This is a genomic window from Glacieibacterium arshaanense (assembly GCF_004681125.1).
GTDB lineage: Bacteria > Pseudomonadota > Alphaproteobacteria > Sphingomonadales > Sphingomonadaceae > Polymorphobacter_A > Polymorphobacter_A arshaanense.
Window position 1 is genome coordinate 182,505 of the sequence record NZ_SIHO01000002.1, and the last position, 18,765, is coordinate 201,269.

General features: G+C 64.7%; 24 protein-coding genes and 1 tRNA gene. 13 read left to right on the forward strand and 12 right to left on the reverse strand.

The window, feature by feature from the left end:
- The first annotated feature begins 36 nt into the window (after positions 1–36).
- Together accB and accC are read left to right on the forward strand one after the other, a co-directional pair.
- Positions 37–516: an acetyl-CoA carboxylase biotin carboxyl carrier protein gene (gene accB / locus EUV02_RS07105; RefSeq protein WP_243445812.1), complete on the forward strand. Its 480-nt coding sequence runs from the start codon at positions 37–39 to the stop codon at positions 514–516.
- Positions 516–1,895, forward strand: a complete 1,380-nt coding sequence (gene accC / locus EUV02_RS07110; RefSeq protein ID WP_243445813.1) for an acetyl-CoA carboxylase biotin carboxylase subunit — start codon at positions 516–518, stop codon at positions 1,893–1,895. The genes accB and accC overlap by 1 nt, the downstream gene beginning before the upstream one ends.
- A gap of 54 nt (positions 1,896–1,949) precedes the next feature.
- On the opposite strand, the gene EUV02_RS07115 is transcribed toward accC, so the two are convergent.
- From EUV02_RS07115 to EUV02_RS07125, 3 genes are all read right to left on the reverse strand, one after another.
- Entirely contained in the window at positions 1,950–2,597 is a 648-nt protein-coding gene (locus EUV02_RS07115; protein WP_166430550.1) for a PEPxxWA-CTERM sorting domain-containing protein, read from the reverse strand.
- Between the two features lie 181 nt (positions 2,598–2,778).
- Positions 2,779–4,035, reverse strand: coding sequence for an acyl-CoA dehydrogenase family protein (locus tag EUV02_RS07120; RefSeq protein WP_135245563.1), 1,257 nt, complete (start codon positions 4,033–4,035; stop codon positions 2,779–2,781).
- A 13-nt stretch (positions 4,036–4,048) separates the two neighbouring features.
- On the reverse strand, positions 4,049–5,176 hold the full coding sequence (locus tag EUV02_RS07125) for an acyl-CoA dehydrogenase family protein (RefSeq protein ID WP_135245564.1): 1,128 nt from the start codon (positions 5,174–5,176) through the stop codon (positions 4,049–4,051).
- Positions 5,177–5,353: 177 nt separating this feature from the next.
- On the opposite strand from EUV02_RS07125, the gene EUV02_RS07130 reads away from it, so the two are divergent.
- Positions 5,354–6,496 (forward strand): acyl-CoA dehydrogenase family protein, encoded by a 1,143-nt coding sequence (locus EUV02_RS07130; RefSeq protein ID WP_135245565.1) that lies wholly within the window; start codon positions 5,354–5,356, stop codon positions 6,494–6,496.
- A 50-nt stretch (positions 6,497–6,546) separates the two neighbouring features.
- On the opposite strand, the gene EUV02_RS07135 is transcribed toward EUV02_RS07130, so the two are convergent.
- Together EUV02_RS07135 and EUV02_RS07140 are read right to left on the reverse strand one after the other, a co-directional pair.
- Positions 6,547–7,398, reverse strand: a complete 852-nt coding sequence (locus EUV02_RS07135; protein ID WP_135245566.1) for an alpha/beta fold hydrolase — start codon at positions 7,396–7,398, stop codon at positions 6,547–6,549.
- 22 nt (positions 7,399–7,420) lie between these two features.
- Positions 7,421–8,269: a TauD/TfdA dioxygenase family protein gene (locus EUV02_RS07140; RefSeq protein ID WP_135245567.1), complete on the reverse strand. Its 849-nt coding sequence runs from the start codon at positions 8,267–8,269 to the stop codon at positions 7,421–7,423.
- A gap of 89 nt (positions 8,270–8,358) precedes the next feature.
- Here EUV02_RS07140 and EUV02_RS07145 point away from each other — a divergent pair, with 89 nt between their 5' ends.
- Entirely contained in the window at positions 8,359–9,390 is a 1,032-nt protein-coding gene (locus EUV02_RS07145; RefSeq protein ID WP_135245568.1) for an AraC family transcriptional regulator, read from the forward strand.
- 36 nt (positions 9,391–9,426) lie between these two features.
- Here EUV02_RS07145 and EUV02_RS07150 read toward each other — a convergent pair whose 3' ends face one another.
- The 3 genes from EUV02_RS07150 to EUV02_RS07160 are packed head-to-tail and all read right to left on the reverse strand — an operon-like array spanning position 9,427 to position 10,639.
- Positions 9,427–9,825 (reverse strand): DUF2147 domain-containing protein, encoded by a 399-nt coding sequence (locus EUV02_RS07150; RefSeq protein ID WP_135245569.1) that lies wholly within the window; start codon positions 9,823–9,825, stop codon positions 9,427–9,429.
- An 11-nt stretch (positions 9,826–9,836) separates the two neighbouring features.
- Positions 9,837–10,247 carry a VOC family protein gene (locus tag EUV02_RS07155; RefSeq protein WP_135245570.1) on the reverse strand — a complete coding sequence of 137 codons (411 nt, stop codon included), beginning with the start codon at positions 10,245–10,247 and terminating at the stop codon, positions 9,837–9,839.
- Complete coding sequence (locus EUV02_RS07160) at positions 10,244–10,639, reverse strand: DUF1465 family protein (RefSeq protein WP_166430551.1); 396 nt, start codon at positions 10,637–10,639, stop codon at positions 10,244–10,246. The genes EUV02_RS07155 and EUV02_RS07160 overlap by 4 nt, the downstream gene beginning before the upstream one ends.
- Before the next feature lie 182 nt (positions 10,640–10,821).
- Here EUV02_RS07160 and EUV02_RS07165 point away from each other — a divergent pair, with 182 nt between their 5' ends.
- A complete protein-coding gene (locus tag EUV02_RS07165; protein ID WP_135245572.1) occupies positions 10,822–11,310 on the forward strand; it encodes an Hsp20 family protein in 489 nt (162 codons plus the stop codon).
- 68 nt (positions 11,311–11,378) lie between these two features.
- On the opposite strand, the gene EUV02_RS07170 is transcribed toward EUV02_RS07165, so the two are convergent.
- Positions 11,379–11,957, reverse strand: a complete 579-nt coding sequence (locus tag EUV02_RS07170; RefSeq protein ID WP_135245573.1) for a tetratricopeptide repeat protein — start codon at positions 11,955–11,957, stop codon at positions 11,379–11,381.
- Between the two features lie 97 nt (positions 11,958–12,054).
- On the reverse strand, positions 12,055–12,252 hold the full coding sequence (locus EUV02_RS07175) for a YdcH family protein (RefSeq protein ID WP_135245574.1): 198 nt from the start codon (positions 12,250–12,252) through the stop codon (positions 12,055–12,057).
- A 242-nt stretch (positions 12,253–12,494) separates the two neighbouring features.
- On the opposite strand from EUV02_RS07175, the gene EUV02_RS07180 reads away from it, so the two are divergent.
- From EUV02_RS07180 to ruvA, 7 genes are all read left to right on the forward strand, one after another.
- Positions 12,495–12,650, forward strand: a complete 156-nt coding sequence (locus EUV02_RS07180; RefSeq protein WP_243445814.1) for a YdcH family protein — start codon at positions 12,495–12,497, stop codon at positions 12,648–12,650.
- Positions 12,651–12,748: 98 nt separating this feature from the next.
- Complete coding sequence (locus tag EUV02_RS07185; RefSeq protein ID WP_135245576.1) at positions 12,749–12,994, forward strand: DUF2312 domain-containing protein; 246 nt, start codon at positions 12,749–12,751, stop codon at positions 12,992–12,994.
- 54 nt (positions 12,995–13,048) lie between these two features.
- Positions 13,049–13,528 carry a (2Fe-2S)-binding protein gene (locus tag EUV02_RS07190; RefSeq protein WP_135245577.1) on the forward strand — a complete coding sequence of 160 codons (480 nt, stop codon included), beginning with the start codon at positions 13,049–13,051 and terminating at the stop codon, positions 13,526–13,528.
- The gene (locus tag EUV02_RS07195; protein ID WP_135245578.1) at positions 13,521–14,306 is read left to right on the forward strand and encodes an FAD binding domain-containing protein; all 786 of its coding nucleotides are present in this window, start codon (positions 13,521–13,523) and stop codon (positions 14,304–14,306) included. Before EUV02_RS07190 ends, EUV02_RS07195 begins: the two co-directional genes overlap by 8 nt.
- A gap of 75 nt (positions 14,307–14,381) precedes the next feature.
- Positions 14,382–15,125 carry a YebC/PmpR family DNA-binding transcriptional regulator gene (locus EUV02_RS07200; RefSeq protein WP_135245579.1) on the forward strand — a complete coding sequence of 248 codons (744 nt, stop codon included), beginning with the start codon at positions 14,382–14,384 and terminating at the stop codon, positions 15,123–15,125.
- A 3-nt stretch (positions 15,126–15,128) separates the two neighbouring features.
- Positions 15,129–15,626, forward strand: coding sequence for a crossover junction endodeoxyribonuclease RuvC (gene ruvC / locus EUV02_RS07205; RefSeq protein ID WP_135245580.1), 498 nt, complete (start codon positions 15,129–15,131; stop codon positions 15,624–15,626).
- Positions 15,623–16,222, forward strand: coding sequence for a Holliday junction branch migration protein RuvA (gene ruvA / locus EUV02_RS07210; protein ID WP_135245581.1), 600 nt, complete (start codon positions 15,623–15,625; stop codon positions 16,220–16,222). Before ruvC ends, ruvA begins: the two co-directional genes overlap by 4 nt.
- 49 nt (positions 16,223–16,271) lie before the next feature.
- Here ruvA and EUV02_RS07215 read toward each other — a convergent pair.
- Positions 16,272–16,347: transfer RNA gene (locus tag EUV02_RS07215), tRNA-Lys, on the reverse strand.
- Positions 16,348–16,637: 290 nt separating this feature from the next.
- Between EUV02_RS07215 and ruvB the strand changes: the two genes are divergently transcribed.
- On the forward strand, positions 16,638–17,672 hold the full coding sequence (gene ruvB, locus EUV02_RS07220; RefSeq protein ID WP_135245582.1) for a Holliday junction branch migration DNA helicase RuvB: 1,035 nt from the start codon (positions 16,638–16,640) through the stop codon (positions 17,670–17,672).
- A 132-nt stretch (positions 17,673–17,804) separates the two neighbouring features.
- On the opposite strand, the gene EUV02_RS07225 is transcribed toward ruvB, so the two are convergent.
- Complete coding sequence (locus EUV02_RS07225) at positions 17,805–18,626, reverse strand: bestrophin-like domain (RefSeq protein ID WP_135245583.1); 822 nt, start codon at positions 18,624–18,626, stop codon at positions 17,805–17,807.
- Between the last annotated feature and the right edge of the window lie 139 nt (positions 18,627–18,765).

Sequence of the window (18,765 nt, forward strand, 5' to 3'; positions counted from 1 at the left end):
CCAGCCCTTTCGGCCACCAGAGTTACGGGAACCAAGATGACGGCAGCAAAATCCCCCGCATCCAATGCCATGCAAGTCGATACCAAGCTCGTCCGTGAGCTCGCGGCTCTGCTCGATTCGACGCATCTGAGCGAAATCGAGGTTCAGGACGGCGAACGCCGCATCCGCGTTGCGCGCCAGATGACTGGCGCCGTTGCCGCAGCGCCTGTCGCCTATGCCGCCCCGGCCGCACCCGTTGCCGCAGCCCCTGCCGAAGCTGTCGTCGATGACGTCCGCAAACACCCCGGCCTCGTCAAGTCGCCGATTGTCGGCACTGCCTATCTGACGCCCGAGCCCGGTGCGGCGCCATTTGTCAGCGTTGGCGCCAGCGTCAAGGTCGGCGACACACTGCTGATCATCGAAGCCATGAAGGTCATGAACACGATCACCGCGACCAAGGCCGGCAAGGTCGCGCAGATCCTAGTCAGCAATGAGGCGCCGGTCGAATATGACCAGCCGCTGGTGGTGATCGAATAGTGGCCGACCCCAAGGCTCCGCGCCACATCGGCAAGATTCTGATCGCCAACCGCGGCGAAATCGCGCTGCGCATCCATCGCGCCTGCCGCGAACTCGGCATCAAGACCGTCGCCGTGCATTCGACCGCCGATGCCGATGCAATGCACGTGCGCCTCGCCGACGAAGCCATTTGCATCGGGCCGCCGTCGGCGACCGACAGCTATCTCAACGTCCCCAACATCATTTCGGCCGCTGAAATCGCCCAGGCCGACGCCATCCACCCCGGCTATGGTTTCCTCAGCGAGAACGCGCGCTTCGCCGAAATCGTCGAGGAGCATAATATCGTCTGGATTGGCCCGACGGCCGACCATATCCGCCGCATGGGCGACAAGATCGAAGCCAAGCGCACCGCAGCCGCACTTGGCCTGCCGCTGGTGCCAGGGTCCGACGGACCGGTCGAAGGTGCCGCCGAAGGCATCGCAATTGCCGACAAGATTGGCTATCCGGTGCTGGTCAAGGCCGCATCGGGCGGCGGCGGCCGCGGCATGAAGGTCGTGCCTGACGCCGAATCGATGGGGCCGCTGATGGCGCAGGCCCGTGCCGAAGCCAAGGCGGCGTTCGGCGACGACACCGTCTACATCGAAAAATACCTGTCCGAGCCGCGCCATATTGAGTTCCAGATTTTTGGCGACGGTCAGGGTGGCGCGATCCACCTCGGCGAACGCGATTGTTCGCTCCAGCGCCGACACCAGAAGGTGCTCGAAGAAGCCCCAAGCCCGGCAATCAGCCCCGAACAGCGCAAGCGCATGGGCGAAGTCGTGCGGCAGGCGGTCGCCAAACTCGGCTATCGCGGTGCCGGCACGTTCGAGTTCCTCTACGAAAACGGCGAGTTCTACTTCATCGAAATGAACACCCGGCTGCAGGTCGAACACCCGGTCACCGAAGCCATCACCGGTATCGATCTGGTGCGCGAACAGATCCGCGTCGCTTCGGGCCTGCCGCTGTCGGTCACCCAGGATCAGATTCGCTTCGAAGGCCATGCCATCGAATGCCGGATAAACGCCGAAGACCCGGCGACATTCGCGCCGTCACCCGGCCGCGTCACCGACTATCACGCGCCCGGCGGACTGCACGTCCGCGTCGATAGCGCGCTGTACGACGGCTACCGCATCCCGCCCTATTACGACAGCCTGATCTCCAAGCTGATCGTCTATGGCGCGACGCGCGAAGACGCCATCGCCCGGTTGCATCGCGCGCTCGAGGAATATGTCATCCACGGGCCGAAAACGACGATTCCGCTGCATCAGGCACTGATCGAAGCCCCCGATTTCATCGCCGGCGACTATTCGATCAAGTGGCTCGAACGCTGGCTGGCGGCACGCGCCGCGGAGCCCGAATAAGCAAATCCCCCGCCCCATGGGGGCGAGGGATTGCACTTCGCTGACGGTCGCTGACTAAACCGTCGCGGCAGCGCTGCGGCGGCGGCGAAGCGCGGTGCCGACCAGCGTGAAGCCGCCGATCATCAGCGCCCATGACGCGGGCTCGGGCACCGCGCGGATGTCGCTGACCAGCGAATAGCTGAACGCTGCCTGGTCGAGTGTCGCCGGCGCGTCGAGCAAGGTGATGTTGACGGAGGTGGTGAACGAATCAAAGCTGAAGGCGCCATTGTCCGGCGGGAACAACACAGCAAAGCTCGCCAGCTGGCTCGATGTCGAGCTGCTGTAGCCGTACGAACCTACCAGCGTCGTACCATCATAGAAGTTGAATGCACCATTGACGGCAGTCGGCCCGCCCGAGAAGCCGCTGCCGAAGAAATACAGCAGCAGGTCGGTCCGCACCTGCGATGCCGGAATGGTATACAAGGCATCGAGCGTTACCGTCGCGAAGATGTCGTCACCTTGATCGACGGTGATCGCGTTGCTCGAATCGAGCCCGCTCAGCGACAGAAAATAGCTGTTGAAGTGCAACCCCCCAAAATCCTGCTGGAAATTGGAAAAGCCGGCGACATTGCCAGTAAGGTCGACAACATACGACGCGGCCTGCGCCGGCGTGGCCAAGGCCGCGCCTAGCGCAAGCACGCTGCCAAACAGAAATTGCTTCACTTTGTTCTCCCTATTGAGTTCGTGCCGCAGCAAAGCGGCGCATTCTTACCAACGCTGAAAACAACTGAGATTAACCATGCAAGACTTGGGCCAATCATCGGATGTCAACAGATTCAAGGCGTTGACTGAAACGAACTCAACGAAAGTGTAACTAATATTGACAGATTCGCGGGTTGCCCGATCAGCGCTTGCCGCTGGTCGGGATCTGGTTGAACGGCACCGTCTTGTCGACGCGGATGTCACCCGGCAGCCCGAGCACGCGCTCGGCGATGATGTTGCGCAGGATTTCGTCCGAGCCGCCTTCGATGCGCGTTGCCGGTGAACGCAGCAGCATGGCCTGGAAACGGCCATTGGCGGCCGTCACTTCGGGGTCGACCAGAATGCCGGCCTCGCCCTGCAGGTCGAGCGCGAATGCGGCGATGTCCTGCATCGTCGCACCAGCGACCAGCTTGCCGATCGAGTTTTCCGGCCCCGGGGTCTCGCCGCGCGACAGTGCCGAAATCGCGCGCATGCCGGTGTACTTGAGGCCTGAGGTGCGCACCGCCCAGGTGGCCAGCTTCGAGCGCACGTTGCGGTCGTTGATTGCCGGGCCGTCGGGCGTTTCAAGACGGCAGGCGAGGTCGAACAGTTCCGGAAAACCCGTCGGCATGCCCGAACCGATCGACAGCCGCTCGTTCATCAGCGTCGTCAGCGACACTTCCCAGCCCTGGCCGACCGCGCCGAGGCGCTGCGCGTCAGGAATGCGAACGTCGGTGAAATAGACTTCGTTGAAGCCTGACTGGCCATTGGCCTGCTTGATCGGCCGCACCTCGACACCCGGCGAACGCATATCGAGGAAGAACATCGTCAACCCCTTGTGCTTGGCGACGCCCGGGTCGGTGCGCGTGATCAGCAGCCCCCAGTCGGAGTGCTGGGCACCACTCGTCCAGATCTTCTGGCCGTTGATGATCCAGTCGCCGCTGCCGTCATTCGCCGGCTCGGCACGGGTGCGCAGGCCTGCAAGGTCGGACCCCGAAGCGGGTTCGGAGAAAAGCTGGCACCAGACCTGCTCGCCCGCTGCTGCCTGCGGCAGCAAGTCGCGCTTCTGGTCTTCGCTCGCCCACGCCATCAGCGTCGGGCAGCACATGCCGTGGCCGATGGTGAACAGGCCGCCAAGCGCCGCATAGGGGCCTTCTTCCTGCCCCCAGATGACGCGCTCGATCGGGCTGAAACCGCCGCCGCCATATTCCTTGGGCCAGTGCAGGCAGGCATAGCCGGCGTCGTACTTCTTCTTCTGCCACGCCCGGGCCGCAGCCATCGGGTCTTCGCTGGTGACGCCGCCACTGGCGAAACCGGCGGTGCGCAGCTGCGCCTCGAGGTGCTTGGGCGCATTGGCGTCAAGCCAGGTGCGAACGGTGGCGCGGAACGCAGCTTCCTGCGGGGTATCGTCAAAATTCATGGTGTCTCTCCCGTCAGGCGGCGTTTTTGGTTTGCAGGCGATCGATCAGCTTGTCTTCCCATTGCGACAGGCTGCCGAGGTTGAGCGCGAGCAGGTTCGCGCGGCGGTAATAGAGGTGGCAATCGAACTCCCAGGTGAAGCCCATGCCGCCATGCACCTGAATGTCGTTTTTGGCGCAATGCTGGAACGCCTGCGTCGCCGAGACACGCGCGGTGGCCGCGGCTTCGGGCAGCTCCGCCGCACCCGTCGAAAGCGCCCAGGCACCGTAATAGCTGTTCGAGCGCGCCAGCGTCGCCGACACATACATGTCGGCAAGCATATGCTTGATCGCCTGGAACGAGCCGATCGGCCGGCCGAACGCCATGCGCTCGAGCGCATAGTCGCGCGCCATTTCGAGCGCGCGGTCGGCGCCGCCGACCTGTTCGAACGCGGTCAGCACCGCGGCGCGGTCGTACACCGCCTGAATGGTCGCCCAGCCTTCGCCGGCAGTGCCCAGCGGCTCGGCGGCGGCGCCATTGAACGTCAGCTTGGCGTGGCTACGCGTCGGGTCGATGGTGGCGACCGACTCGCGCGTCACGCCGGCGGCGTTGAGGTCGACGATAAACAGCGAAATCGCGCGTTCGTCACTGCCGCTGCCGGTGCGCGCCGCGACAATCGCGAAATCGGCGATATCACCGTCGGCGACGGGCAGCTTGACGCCGCTCAGCGTGCCGCCGGCAGCTTGCGTCTTGATGCTGCGTGGCGTTGTCGTGCCGGTGCCTTCGGCGAACGCGAAGGTGCCGATGGCTTCACCCGCCACCAGCTTGGGCAACCAGGCCGCCTTTTGCGCCGGGCTGCCAGCCATCAGCAGGAATTCGGTGGCGAGGAACACCGACGACGAAAACGGCACCGGCGCAATGACGCGGCCGAGCTCTTCGGCAACGACGCACAGTTCGAGATAGCCCGCACCGAGCCCGCCGAATTCTTCGGGAATCGCGATGCCGAGAAAGCCCATTTCGGCGAGGCCCTGCCACAGCGCGCGGTCGAACGGGGCCTTGCCTTCAAGCACCGCGCGCACCGCCTTGGGTGGGCATTTGGCCTCCAGAAAGCGCCGCGCCTCGGTGCGCATCTGCGCCTGTTCTTCGGAAAATTCAAAGTTCATGGCTGATCCTGCTCGCTTGCGGCCTGTTGCGGCCGATTATTGCATTCGCGGCGTCGCGGCCGTGCAGATCCCCAAGCACCGGCGCGACGGCACATATAAGACAGTGGTTGACGTGCGCGTCAACCTCGCGCATCGACGGCGCAACTTTTGTTGACCGCATTCTTGGGAGATTCAGCCATGCTCGATACTGCCGCGCGCACCGCTTACGACGAAAACCACATCGCCTTCCGCGACACCGTCCGCAAATTGTTCGAACGCGAACTGATCCCGCACCTCGACCGCCACGAAGCCGAAGGCATTGTCGATCGCAACTTCTGGCGCGCCTGCGGCGATGCCGGGCTGCTGTGCCCGACGGTGCCCGAAGAACTTGGTGGCCTCGGCCTCGACTTCGGCTTCAACGCCGTCATCGATGAAGAACTCGCCTATGCCGGCTCGTCGGCCGGCATCACGCTGCAGTCGGACATCGTCTGCGACTATATAGTCAACTACGGCTCGCCCGAACAAAAGGCCAAATGGCTGCCCAAGATGATCTCGGGCGAAGTCATCACCGCTATCGCAATGACCGAACCCGGCACCGGCAGCGACTTGCAGGGCATCAAGACCACTGCCCGCCGCGACGGCAACCACTACCTGATCAACGGCTCGAAGACTTACATCACCAATGGCCAGAACGCCGACCTGATCATCCTCGTCGCCAAGACCGACCCGACGTTGGGCGCCAAGGGCATGTCGCTGATTCTCGTTGAAAGCGACCGCGACGGCTTCGCGCGCGGCCGCAACCTCGACAAGATCGGCCAGCACAGCGCCGACACGTCGGAGCTGTTCTTCAACGACGTTCGCGTGCCGATCACCAACTGCCTCGGCGAAGAAGGCAAGGGTTTCGCCTATCTGATGAGCCAGTTGCCGCAGGAACGCCTGTCGATCGCCGTCTCGGCGCAGGCCGGCGCGCAGCGCGCGTTTGACGAAGCCGTCAAGTTCACCAAGGACCGCAAGGCCTTCGGCAAGACCATCTTCGATTTCCAGAACACCCGCTTCCAGCTCGCCGACCTCAAGACCAAGCTGCAAGTCGGCTGGGCCCACCTCGACTATTGCATCAAGCGCCACCTCGCCGGTGAACTGACGCCGGCCGAAGGCGCCGCCGCCAAGCTCTGGCACACCGAACTGCAGTGGGAAATCTGCGACATGGCGCTCCAGCTCCACGGCGGCGCCGGCTACATGAACGAATACCCCGTCGCCCGCCTGTGGCGCGACGCCCGCGTCACCCGCATCTTCGGCGGCACCAGCGAAATCATGAAGGAAATCGTCAGCCGCGAAATCTGACGCGACGTTGACCCCTCCCGTTCGCGGGAGGGGCAATAGCGTCCGGCGGCCTATCTGCCGGCCGCGAAGAAAGCCAACACTTCGCGCGCGACGAAGTCGGGGCGCTCCTCGGGAATCCAGTGACCGCAATTTTCCGCGGTGCCGCCCTCGACATGCGTTGCGACGCGCCGCCATGATTCGAGTGCGCTCTGGCCGCGCCCGCGCGTCGCCGGGTCGCCGCCATAGGCCAGGATCGGCATCGTCAGCAGCGCCTGTTGCCGGAAAGCGGTGTTGTCGGCGATGTCGGTCGGCACGGCGCGATAGTATTCGAACCCCGCGCGCATTGCGCCCGGCTGGGCATAGGCGCGGACATATTCCGCCTGCGCGACCTCGGGTATCGCATCAGGATGCGCCCCACCGAAGCGGTAGAAGAAGCGCAGATAAATGTCCTCGCGCCCCTGCGTCAGCGCTTCGGGCAGGCCGGGCAGCGCGTGGAAGCCGAAGTGCCAGCGGTTGTGATGTTCGACCGGCCCGCCGTCGCCGAGCACCGGCGCATCGAAAATCGCCATGGCGCGGACGCGGTCGGGAAACTGCGCCGCGAGCGCATAGGCCACCGGCCCGCCCCAGTCGTGCGCGACGACAAAAAAGCGTTCATGGCCCAGCACCGTCATCAGCTTGGCGATATCCTGCGCCACGGTCTTCTTGTCATAGCCCCCCTCGGGCCGGCTGCTGTCACCCAGGCCACGCAGGTCGGGCGCAATGACGCTGTAGCGGGCCGCGAGCGCCGGGATGACGTCGCGCCACATGAACCAGGTCTGTGGCCAGCCGTGCAGCAGCACGACCGGCGCGCCGCTACCCGCCGTCACATAATGGAGTTCGACATCGCCTAGGTCGGCGCGGTGGTGTTCAAAGCGGTCAGGCATGGCGGGTTCCCTTCGGGGTCGCTCAGAACGGCCGGTCGCCGATGATCGTCGCGCGGTGCATCCGGCGATTGCACGGCGGATAGTCCATCACCGCATAGTGCTGGGTGCAGCGATTGTCCCAGATGGCGATGCTGTCGGGCGTCCAGCGCCAGCGCAGCTGATATTCGGGGATCGCTGCCTGGGATTGCAGGAAGCGCAACAGCTCGCCGGCGCCGTTGGTGAAATCCTGCCCGACGCGCACTCGGCTGGCGGTGTGATAGTTGGTGAAGTGTGTCGCGAAGGCGTTGACGAACAGCGCTTTGGCGCCGGTTTCGGGGTGGGTGCGCACCACCGGGTGTTCGGGGTCGGGGAAGCGCTCCTTCATCGCCAGCCGGTCGGCCATCGGCTTGGCCGCCATGAACGTCGCCTCCATGCTGTGGCGCGCGCGCAGCGTGGCGATGTCGTCCTTGATGTGGTCGGGCAGCCGTTCGTACGCCAGCTCCATATTCGCCCACATCGTGTCGCCGCCGACGGTCGGACATTCGACACAACGCAGCACCGCGCCCATCGGTGGACATTCGCGCCACGTGGCATCGGTATGCCAGGCGTTCTCATAGCGTTCGGGCGGGTTGTCGGGGGTCTTGTTGATGTGGATGATACCCGGCTCGCCGTCGACGCTGGTGGTCAGTGGATGATCCTCGAGAGGGCCGAAGCGCCGCGCGACGCCGGCATGCTGCGCATCGGTCAGCGGCTGGTTACGGAAGAACAGCACCTTGTGGGCCAGCAGCGCGGCGTGGATTTCGCCGAAAAGATCATCGTTGGTCGCCGCTTCGGCCAGTTTGATGTTGCTGATTTCGGCGCCCAGCGCGCAGGTCAGTCGTTCGATCTGCATGATTTTCTCCCCGACGTGCATCGGCGACGTCCTTGGCGAACGTGCCTGCAGGCTTGTCATACACCCGTCACCTCGCGCACGATTAAGGAATGTCGGACAGTCCGCAAACCCAGTCGCAATCGCTCGACGCGCTGCAGCGCGTCGGCCCGCTCGTGCATTTGCCCGCACTGGCGGCAGAATATGGCGTCGCGCTCGACGCGATTGTTAACGGCACAGGCGTTGCCGCCGCCGCATTCGCCGACAGCGATGCGCTGATTTCGTACCGCCAGTGCAGCCGCATTCTCGCGCGCTGCGCAAAACTGACCGGCAATCCGCAGTTCGGACTGTTGCTCGGTGCGCGCACTACCACCGCCGATCTCGGCCAGCTTGGCGCGCTGTTCCGTGCCGCACCGACGCTGGGTCAGGCGATGGTCGCCGCAGTCGATGTCCAGGCGGTCAATTCACGCGGCGCGACCGTCTATCTCCACCGGTCGGGCGATGACGTCGTGTTCGGCTATGCGATCTACGAGCGCGATGCCGTCGCGCAGGACCAGCTCTATCCGATGCTGGTCGCGGCGCTGGCCAGCGTCATCCGCGAACTGACGCAGGGCGCGGTGGTGCCGGTCGAGATGCTGCTGCCGTTGCGCCCGCCTGTCGACCAACGGCCGTTCGACGTCGCACTCGGCGCGCCGCTACGCTTTGACCAGGCCGAAGCCGGTGTCGTGTTGCCGGTGGCGGCGCTCGATGCGCCCGTCGCGGGTGGCGACCCTGAAACCTTCAACCGGATCAGCAGCAACGCCAGCGCGCAGTTGGCACAGGCGCAACGACCATGGACGCGCCGCGTCCAACGCGCGATGCGGCCGCTGATCCTGCGCGGCGCACCGTCGACCGGCGCAATGGCGCGGCTGCTCGGCATCGAGTTGAGGACGCTGACACGGCATCTGGCGCGCGAAGGCACGACGTTTCAAACCGAACTCGATGCGACGCGGCGGGCGATGGCGTGCGAATTATTGCAAACCACCGGGCTGGCCATCGCCGATGTCGCCGACGCGCTGGCCTACGCCCATCAGGCAAGCTTCACCGACGCCTTTCGCCGCTGGACCGGCAAGACGCCTAGCGACTGGCGAGCGGCGGCCGCGTAGCTGGGCGAAGGGCTCGGGCCTGTCCGCAGGAGGCCCTTACTTCACCCGCGTCCAGGTCTGCGACTTGCAGCCAATGCCGCCAATCAGGCAGCCCTTGCCGGTCAGGGTGTTGTCGTTGACGACCGTCACCGTGCCTGAAAACGTCTTGTTGATGTCGGGGACGAAGACTTTGCCCTTCCAATGGGTGTCGTCGACCTGCGTAAAGTCCTGAAACAGGTCCATGCCGACAAGGTGCGGGCTGCCGCCTTTGGCCGCGTCCGCCTTGGCCTTGGCGTTGGCCCAGACGACGACGCCGCACATCTTGTCGCCGCACGGTTTGGCCGCCACGTGAACGCTGTTCGCGGGGTTGTGCCAGACGCCGTAGGATCGGTGTGTGGTGGGGGCTGCCGCCAGCACCGGCGTGGCAAATAGCAGCGCGATGGCAAAGCGGCGCATGATGACTCCTGTCAGCGAGCGAACAATTGCCCGATATCCTTGAACGCCTTGAACTCCAGGGCGTTCCCCGCCGGGTCATGGAGGAACATCACCGCTTGCTCGCCGACCTGCCCGGCGAAGCGGATGCGCGGGGCGATGACGAACTGCGTGCCGGCTGCGGTCAGCTTGGCCGCGAGTGCTTCCCAGGCTTCCCAGCCCAGCACCAGCCCGAAATGCGGCACCGGCACATCGTCGCCGTCGACGGGGTTGTGCGCTTGCGCCGCGCGTGGCGCCAGATGCGCGACGAGCTGGTGGCCTTCGAAATCGAAATCGACCCAGTGCGAACTCGACCGGCCTTCGGCGCAGCCGAGCAACTCGCCGTAGAAGCGCCGCGCCGCCGCCAGGTCATCGACGGGGATAGCGAGGTGAAAGCGCGGCCTCATGCGGCAAGCGCCATATCAGCGGCGTGCGCACGCGCGAACAGGTCGCGACTGGCCACTGCCAGCCCGCGTGCCCGCGCCGGCAATAGGTCGAGCGCAACATCGACGTCGGGCAGGCTCAGCCGGCGGTCGGCGTGCGCGGCGACCTCGCCGTTGCGGATGGCTTGCTGCAGCAGGCCCCATGACACGATGGCGATCAGCCGCGTGGTGATGCGCAGCGATTCGAGTGCCGTTGCGGTGCGTGCAGCTTCAGGCAATTGCGCACGCTCGGCAATGCCGGGGCCGTCGAAATAGCCGCGTGCGGCATCCGCCAGCTTGAGTGCTTCGGCATAAATCGGATCGACCGAAGCGGCGGCCGGATTGGCTGTGTTCAGGCTGGTAGAGCGGCTTTCCATGGGACTTCTATGCCCGATTTCAAGCGCGCCACCAATCATCATTGCACGCATTGTCGCCCCCTTGAACCGCGTTTGGCGCTTCCTAAATCTGTGCTGTCGGCGCTGCCATTCGGGGTGCCGACAAACGCTCCGGCCATACCGGCGGAGCGGCTCGCGTATCGCTTTGCTTGAAAGGATTACCCATGCGTGCTTTTGATTTTTCGCCGCTGCTGCGTTCGTCGGTCGGTTATGAAAACCTCAACCGCCTCGTCGATTTTGCCACCCGCGGCGACAGCGCCGACAACGGCTACCCGCCCTACAACATCGAGAAGGTCAGCGACGGTGCCTACCGGATCGCCATGGCGGTCGCCGGCTTCGCGCAGGCCGAGCTCGACCTGACCGTGCAGGAAAACACGCTGATCGTCACCGGCGCCACCGCCGATGCGCCGGAAGCCGCCAACGACCGCGTCTTCCTGCATCGCGGCATCGCCAAGCGCGCGTTCGAGCGCCGCTTCCAGCTCGCCGACACCATCAAGGTGACCGGTGCCAGCTACGAAAACGGCCTGCTCAACATCGACCTCGTCCGCGAAGTGCCCGAGCACAAGAAGCCGCGCAAGGTCGAGATCGGCAACGCCCCGACGGTCACCGTCGAAGCTGCGCCGATCGACGCGACGCGTCTCGCTGCCGAATAAGCGCGCTGCTGCAACGCAAAGGGCCCGGGAGCAATCCCGGGCCCTTTTTCGTGTTCAAGATATGCAGCTTATGACGATGCGGTCGTCCGGCGCACCACCGAGAAGCGCTGCAGCTGTGCGCTAGCTTCGGCCCAGTCGGGTTTCAGCGATACCGCCGACTTATAATCCTCGTACGCCTCGCGCGTCATGCCGATCAGCTCATAGGCGATGCCGCGCGTGTAATAGGCGATTTCGGGGCGGCTGGGATTATAGCCCAGCCCCGAGGTCAGCGCCGCAACGGCATCCTTGTCGCGGCCGCCGAGGTGGACGAGCGCGATGCCCTTGTTGACATAGGCTTCGGCGAGCTGGTTGTTGAGCTTGAGCGCCGCGTCATAGTCGGCGATGGCTGCAGTCAGGTTGCGCGCGTGCATGTAGACGATGCCGCGGTTGACATAGGTCGAGGCGCGCTGCTCGGTCGACATCGCATCTTCCTGGATCGCGGCGTTGCACACCGCCAGCCCGACCTTGACCGACTGGTTGAATTCAGCGGCCTCGTAGCAGCCGCGCGCGTTACCGCCGCCGATCACCGTGCTTGCAGCAAATGCCGGCGCTGCTGCCAGCACCAGCGCTGCGACGGCCAGATTTCGGGCGTTCGCAAACCTTGCCATGATGTCCAATTCCTCCCACAGAATTGCGTCACAATATCACATTGGCGCGTGACCGGTAATCAAAACTTCATGCGGCGTTGACGCAGCAGCGTGCAGCCTAGGCGATGATGTCGGGAACCAGCAGGTCGTGCAGCTGGGCGATCTCGTCGCGCAACCGCAGCTTGCGTTTTTTGAGCCGGGCGATCTGTATCTGGTCATGTCCCGGCATCGATCGCAGTGCCTCGATGGCAGCGTCGAGATCGCGGTGCTCCTCGGTGGCAGTTTCAAGGCGTGCGCGCAGTTCGGCTTCGTCCACTCTGGCTCCACTCGCTGGTCGGGGACGGGCGTCCCGTTGCCGCAAAACGTTGCGCGTCCGAGTCGCGCAACGCCTGCACAGTGGCAAGCGCGGTGCCGCGTGTCGAGCCGCTAGCGCTAGTGGTTTGCGGCGTCTTGTCTCACCAGCCTTGGGCTTGGCCGCAATCCGCAAATTAGGCCGCGACAAGACGCATTTCCTGTGATTTTATCTGGTGTGCCCATCTCGCACGAAAGGGAAAGCTAGTGACCAACCATCTCGCTGCACTCTCTGCCAAACACGCCCAGATCGAGGCATCGCTGCACCAGGAAACGCTGCGTCCGATGCCCGATACGGTTCGCGTCGCCCGGCTCAAGCGCGAGAAGTTGCGGATCAAGGAAGAGATGTCGCTGACGGCCTGAGCCACCTGCTCAACGTAGCTTGCAAGCGCCCGCGGCGCGCAGTACCGGTGCGCTGAACCCGGCGCCCTGCGCCGGCGGCAATCAGCACTGGAGTGACCATGTCGACGGACAATGTTTCCGCCGAACAGCTGCGGCTGTTCATCGAGCGAATCGAACGACTCGAAGAAGACAAGAAGGGCATCGCCGACGACATCAAGGACGTCTATGCCGAGGCCAAGGGCACCGGCTTCGACGCCAAGACGATGCGCAAGATTGTCGCGCTGCGCAAAATGGACAAGGGCGCGCGGCAGGAAGCCGAAGCGCTGCTGGAAACCTACAAGGCGGCGCTCGGGCTGGCGGACTAGCTCCGCAGCGGTTGGGGCTTGCACAACCCCGCCCATTTGCGCGAAGGTCTGCACATGCAAACCAAACTCACGATCAACGGTGTTGCCGCGACGCATGAAGTGTCGCCCGCAACGCTTCTTGTCGAACTGCTGCGCGATGGGCTGAGCCTGACCGGTACGCACATCGGCTGCGACACCAGCCAGTGCGGCGCCTGCAACGTGCTGATCGACGGCGTCGCCGTCAAATCCTGCACGGTGCTTGCGGCGACGCTCGACGGCGCCAAGGTCACCACGATCGAGGGGCTGGCCAAGGGTGACGAGCTTCACCCGATGCAGGCAGCGTTCAAGGAAAACCACGGGCTGCAGTGCGGTTTCTGCACGCCGGGGATGGTGATGGCGGGCCTCGAAATCGTCCGCCGCCACGGCCCGAACGTCAGCGCTGAAACCATCGCGCACGACCTTGAAGGCAATCTCTGCCGCTGCACCGGTTACCAGAACATCATCGCCGCCATCGGCGCCGGTGCAAAGGCGATGGGGGGCAAGTCCAATGCGTGAATTCGCCCTCGAACGCCCCGCGACGTTAGCGGCTGCAACTGTGGCGTTCAACGCCGGTGGCGAAGCGGCGCTTCTCGCCGGTGGTCACACGCTGCTGCCCGCCATGAAATCGCGCCTGCGCATGCCCGACACGCTGGTCGATCTGTCGCAGGTCGCCGGATTGACCGGCATCACCAAGGAGGGTGACCTCCTTTGGATTGGCGCGATGACGCGCCACGCTGCGGTTGCGACCGATGCGACGGCATTGCCCGCGCTGGCGCAGCTCGCGTCCGGCATCGGTGACCCGCAGGTCCGCAACCGTGGCACGCTGGGTGGTTCGGTCGCCAACAATGACCCCGCCGCCGACTATCCCGCTGCCGTGCTGGCGCTCGACGGCATCGTCGAAACCACCGCCGGCAGCACCAAGGCCGACGACTTCTTCCAGGGCATGTTCGCCACCGCGCTGGCCGACGGCGAAATCATCACGCGCATCGGCTTCCGCATCCCCGAAAAGGCCGCCTACGCCAAGTTCCGCCACCCGGCGTCGCGCTATGCGGTGGTCGGTGTGTTCGTTGCGAAGTTTGCGGACGGTGTCCGCGTCGCGGTCACCGGTGCCGGCCCGGGCGTGTTCCGCTGGGAAGCCGCCGAAGCGGCACTGAACGGCACGTTCAGCGTTGCGGCGGTCAAGGGCCTGGTGCTCGACGCCGACGACCTCAATTCGGATATCCACGCCAGCGCCGACTACCGCGCGTCGCTCGCCGGTGTCATGCTCGGTCGGGCGGTCGCGGCCGCGGTTTAGCGCCGCCGGTTGCTTTCACACCCCCGACCGGCCTAAACAGCGCGCGACCCCAATTTAAAGGCGCGTTTTCCGACCATGGCCGGCCATAGCAAGTTCAAGAACATCATGTACCGCAAGGGCGCGCAGGACGCCAAGCGGTCGAAAATCTTCTCCAAGCTGGCGCGTGAAATCACCGTCGCGGCGAAGTCCGGCCTGCCCGATCCGGCGATGAACCCGCGGCTGCGCACTGCGGTGCTCGCGGCGCGCAAGGAATCGATGCCCAAGGACAATGTTGACCGCGCCATAAAAAAGGCCGCGGAACCCGGTGGCGATGACTTCGAAGAGTTGCGCTACGAAGGCTTCGGCCCCGGCGGCGTCGCCATCATCGTCGAAGCGCTCACCGACAACCGCAACCGCACCGCGACGCACGTCCGCACGATCTTTTCGAAGAATGGCGGCAACCTCGGCGCCAGCGGCTCGGTCAGCCACGGTTTCGAACGCTGCGGCTTGATTACCTATGAACTCAAGGCCGGCGACGGCGACACGGTGTTCGAAGCCGCGCTCGAAGCCGGTGCCGACGATGTCGTGTCGAGCGAGGACGGCCACGAAGTCTACACCGCGATGGACGCACTCCACGAAGTCGCCAAGGCGCTGCAGGCCAAGCTCGGCGAACCCGAATCGGCGAAGCTGCACTGGCGCGCCAAGGAAAACGTCTCGGTCGACGAAGCCAATGCCCGCACGCTGATGAACCTCATCGACGCGCTCGAAGACGATGACGATGTCCAGACCGTCTACGGCAACTACGACGTCCCCGAAGACGTGCTGGCGAAGCTCGGCTAAGGCGTGATCCTCATCGGCCTCGACCCAGGGCTGCAAACCACCGGCTGGGGCGTGATCGAGGCGCAGGGCAACCGCTTGCGGCACATTGCCAACGGCGCGGTCAAAAGCCGCGCCGCCGATGCGCTTTCCGATCGGCTGCTGGCGCTGCACGACGGGCTGATGGCGGTGATTGCCGCGCACACACCAGATGGTGCGGCGGTCGAGGAAGTCTTCGTCAACACCAACCCGCAATCGACGCTCAAGCTCGGCCAGGCGCGCGGCGTCGTGCTGCTCGTTGCGGCGCGCAGCGGCCTGCCGGTCGCCGAATATGCGACGCGGCTGGTCAAGAAAGCCGTCGTCGGTGTCGGCAATGCCGACAAGCGCCAGATCCGCGCGATGGTCGAACGGCTGCTGCCGGGCTGCAAGGTCGCGGGCGAGGACGCCGCCGATGCGCTCGCCGTCGCCATCACCCACGCGCATCTTGCCGGAACCGCGGCGGCGCTGCACAAGTCGTTTCCATGATCGCAAAGCTCAGGGGATTGCTCGACTCGACCGCCGCCGACAGCGCGGTGATCGACGTGAACGGCGTCGGCTACCTCGTCCACGCCAGCAGCAAGACGCTGGGCGCACTCGGCCCGACCGGCAGCCCTGCGACCTTGCACATTGAAACCCAGGTCCGCGAAGACGCGATTCAGCTGTTCGGCTTCCTCGCCGAGGATGAACGCGACTGGTTCCGCTTGCTGCTGTCGGTGCAGGGCGTCGGCGGCCGCGTCGCGCTCGCCATCCTGTCGGTGCTGTCCCCCGCCGAAGTCCAGCACGCCATCGCCGCCAAGGATGCCGCCAGCGTCGCCCGCGCCAACGGCGTCGGCCCCAAACTCGCCGCGCGCATCATCAACGAACTCAAGGACAAGGCCGGCACCATCGCCACCGGCCCCGGTATCGCTGCCCCCATCAGCAGCCCCAAGGGCGCCGTCGCCGATACATTGTCGGCGCTCGCCAACCTCGGCTTCCGCCCCGTCGACGCCAGCCGCGCGGTCGCTGAGGCGCAGGCGGAGTTGGGCGAGGGCGCGAGCGTCAACGAGCTGCTGCGCGTGGCGCTGCGGAAGAGTGCGCGCTAGGCAATCGGTTCAGGGTCACCTGACAGCAATCGATTTCGCGACGAAAATTTGGAGTGCCCGGCGAGATTCGAACTCGCGACCTAGAGGGTAAAAATCTCCCGCTCTACCTATTGAGCTACGGGCACAATGGGCTGGGTGGTGCCAGAGGTCTGGAATCGAACCAACGACCTGCTTTGAATAGGAAAGCTGCTCTACCACTGAGCTACCTCGGCGCGACGGGCGCGCGGGCAGCGCGCCGTTACCGGGCGGTCGTTGTTCGCGTGGTTTTTCGTTTGAGCATGGTGCACGCATAGCGCCGGAAAGGCGAAATTGCAATCGCCTCCGTGACCTGCCTCAAGAACGTGTAAAATGTTCACTTCGGGCGCGATCCGCAGGCCATGGCGTCGCGCCGCGACAGCCGGTAGAGACAGTATCGATGAACGCCGACGACCGCCCCATCACCGCGCAGCGCCGCCCCGAAGACATCGACGCCGCGCTGCGTCCGCAGACGCTCGACGAATTCGTCGGGCAGGCGGCTAGCCGTGAAAACCTGCGCATCTTCATCGAGGCGGCGCGCGGGCGTGGCGAGGCGCTTGACCATGTGCTGCTGCATGGGCCGCCGGGGCTGGGCAAGACGACGCTGGCGCAGATTGTCGCGCGCGAAATGGGCGTCGGTTTCCGCGCTACCTCGGGACCGGTCATCGCCAAGGCGGGTGACCTCGCGGCGCTGCTCACCAACCTTGAGCCGCATGACGTGCTGTTTATCGACGAAATCCACCGGCTGTCGCCCGCAGTCGAGGAAATCCTCTATCCGGCGATGGAGGACCGCGCGCTCGACTTGATGATTGGCGAAGGACCATCCGCCCGCTCGGTGCGCATCGACCTGCCACCGTTCACGCTGATTGGCGCCACCACCCGCGCCGGGCTGGTGACGACGCCGCTGCGCGACCGCTTCGGCATTCCGCTGCGGCTTATTTTCTACACCGTCCCCGAACTCGAAAGCGTCGTACGCCGCGCCAGCCAGTTGCTGGCTATGGACCTCACCGATGATGGCGCGCACGAAATCGCGTCGCGCGCCCGCGGCACCCCGCGCATTTCGGGGCGGTTGCTGCGCCGCGTCCGCGATTTCGCCGCGGTCGCCGGCCACGCCACCGTCACCGCGAAGATCGCCGATGCCGCGCTCAACCGCCTCGAAGTCGATAACCTCGGGCTCGATTCGATGGACCGGCGCTATCTGATGATGATCGCCGACATCTATCGCGGCGGGCCGGTCGGCATCGAAACCCTCGCCGCGGGCCTCAGCGAGGCGCGCGACACCGTCGAGGATGTCATCGAACCCTATCTGATCCAGTCGGGGCTGGTGGCACGCACCGCGCGCGGGCGCATGCTCAATGCCAGCGCCTGGAAACACCTCGGGCTGACACCACCCGCGACGCAGGTGCAACTGCCGTTGCTTGACGAGGACGATTAGGGCCTCCGGCGGGCAGGCCTGAGGCCTGCACCCAATTGTTCGGATGGGCCAAATGCAGCCACGGCAGCGTATTGATGCACCGACTCAATTGATGGGTGCAGGGCCAAGGCCCTGCCCGCCGGAGGCTCTTTACTATTGCACGACTTCCGTCGGCGGCACCGCAGCCAGCGCGCGCTGCGCTGCGACGTCGGCGGCCATATCGGCTTGCAGGTCGATCATCGGTTGCTGCGAGACGCGTACCAATCCCGAACGCGGCCGGTCGAGATCGAGCACCATCAGGATGGCGAGTGTTAGCAGCGTGAAGAAGGCGATGTTGATCGGCCGGTTGACCTTTGATTGCAGGCCGGTCGAATAGCCGATGATGGCGGCGGTAATCAGCGAGAACAGGATCAGCAGATCAATGACCAGCAGCGGGATATGTTCGCGCGCCGCCGATTCGCGACGCCAGGCGGCATCATCGACACGCGTCATCCCGTCGATCAGTGACCTTGTAATCAGCGGTCGCGTGTCGTCGGTGACAAGTTCGTTGACGATGGCCCACATCTTGTTCTGCACGTCTTCGGCAGCGACATCGGCGGCGCGCTTGCGGTCGACGACGACGCCATTCTGGAAGTAGGCGAGGCGTTGCGCGAGGTATCTCTGGACGAGTGGCTGCATTCGGTCGCGGACTTCGGGGGGCTCGAGCCGGACGCGTTCCCAGACCATCGTCAGTGCACCGGCTTCCTCGACAACAAGGTCGCGGCGCGTGTCATAGCGGTTGAGCGCCACCGAAAAGGTGAAGCCGATCAGCAGCGACAGCATCGTCACCGACGCCGAGGTGGCAGGAAATGTATCGAGATTGATCGCGATATGATTGCGCAAGCGGCCGCCAAGCGCCGTTGCCAGCCCGATCAATGTCAGCAGCAGCGCGCCGATCGCCCAGATCGGCATGATATCGACCAGACTGTTGATCACATGCACCCCGCGGAATAGTAATCGTTATTATTCAGTATGTTATATAAATCTTGCGGTCGTAATCCGGTCAAGCTGTTCCGCATGTACGGCACCGCTTGACCTGTAAAGACTGACCACATTGCCTTGTTGTTTGCCGCGA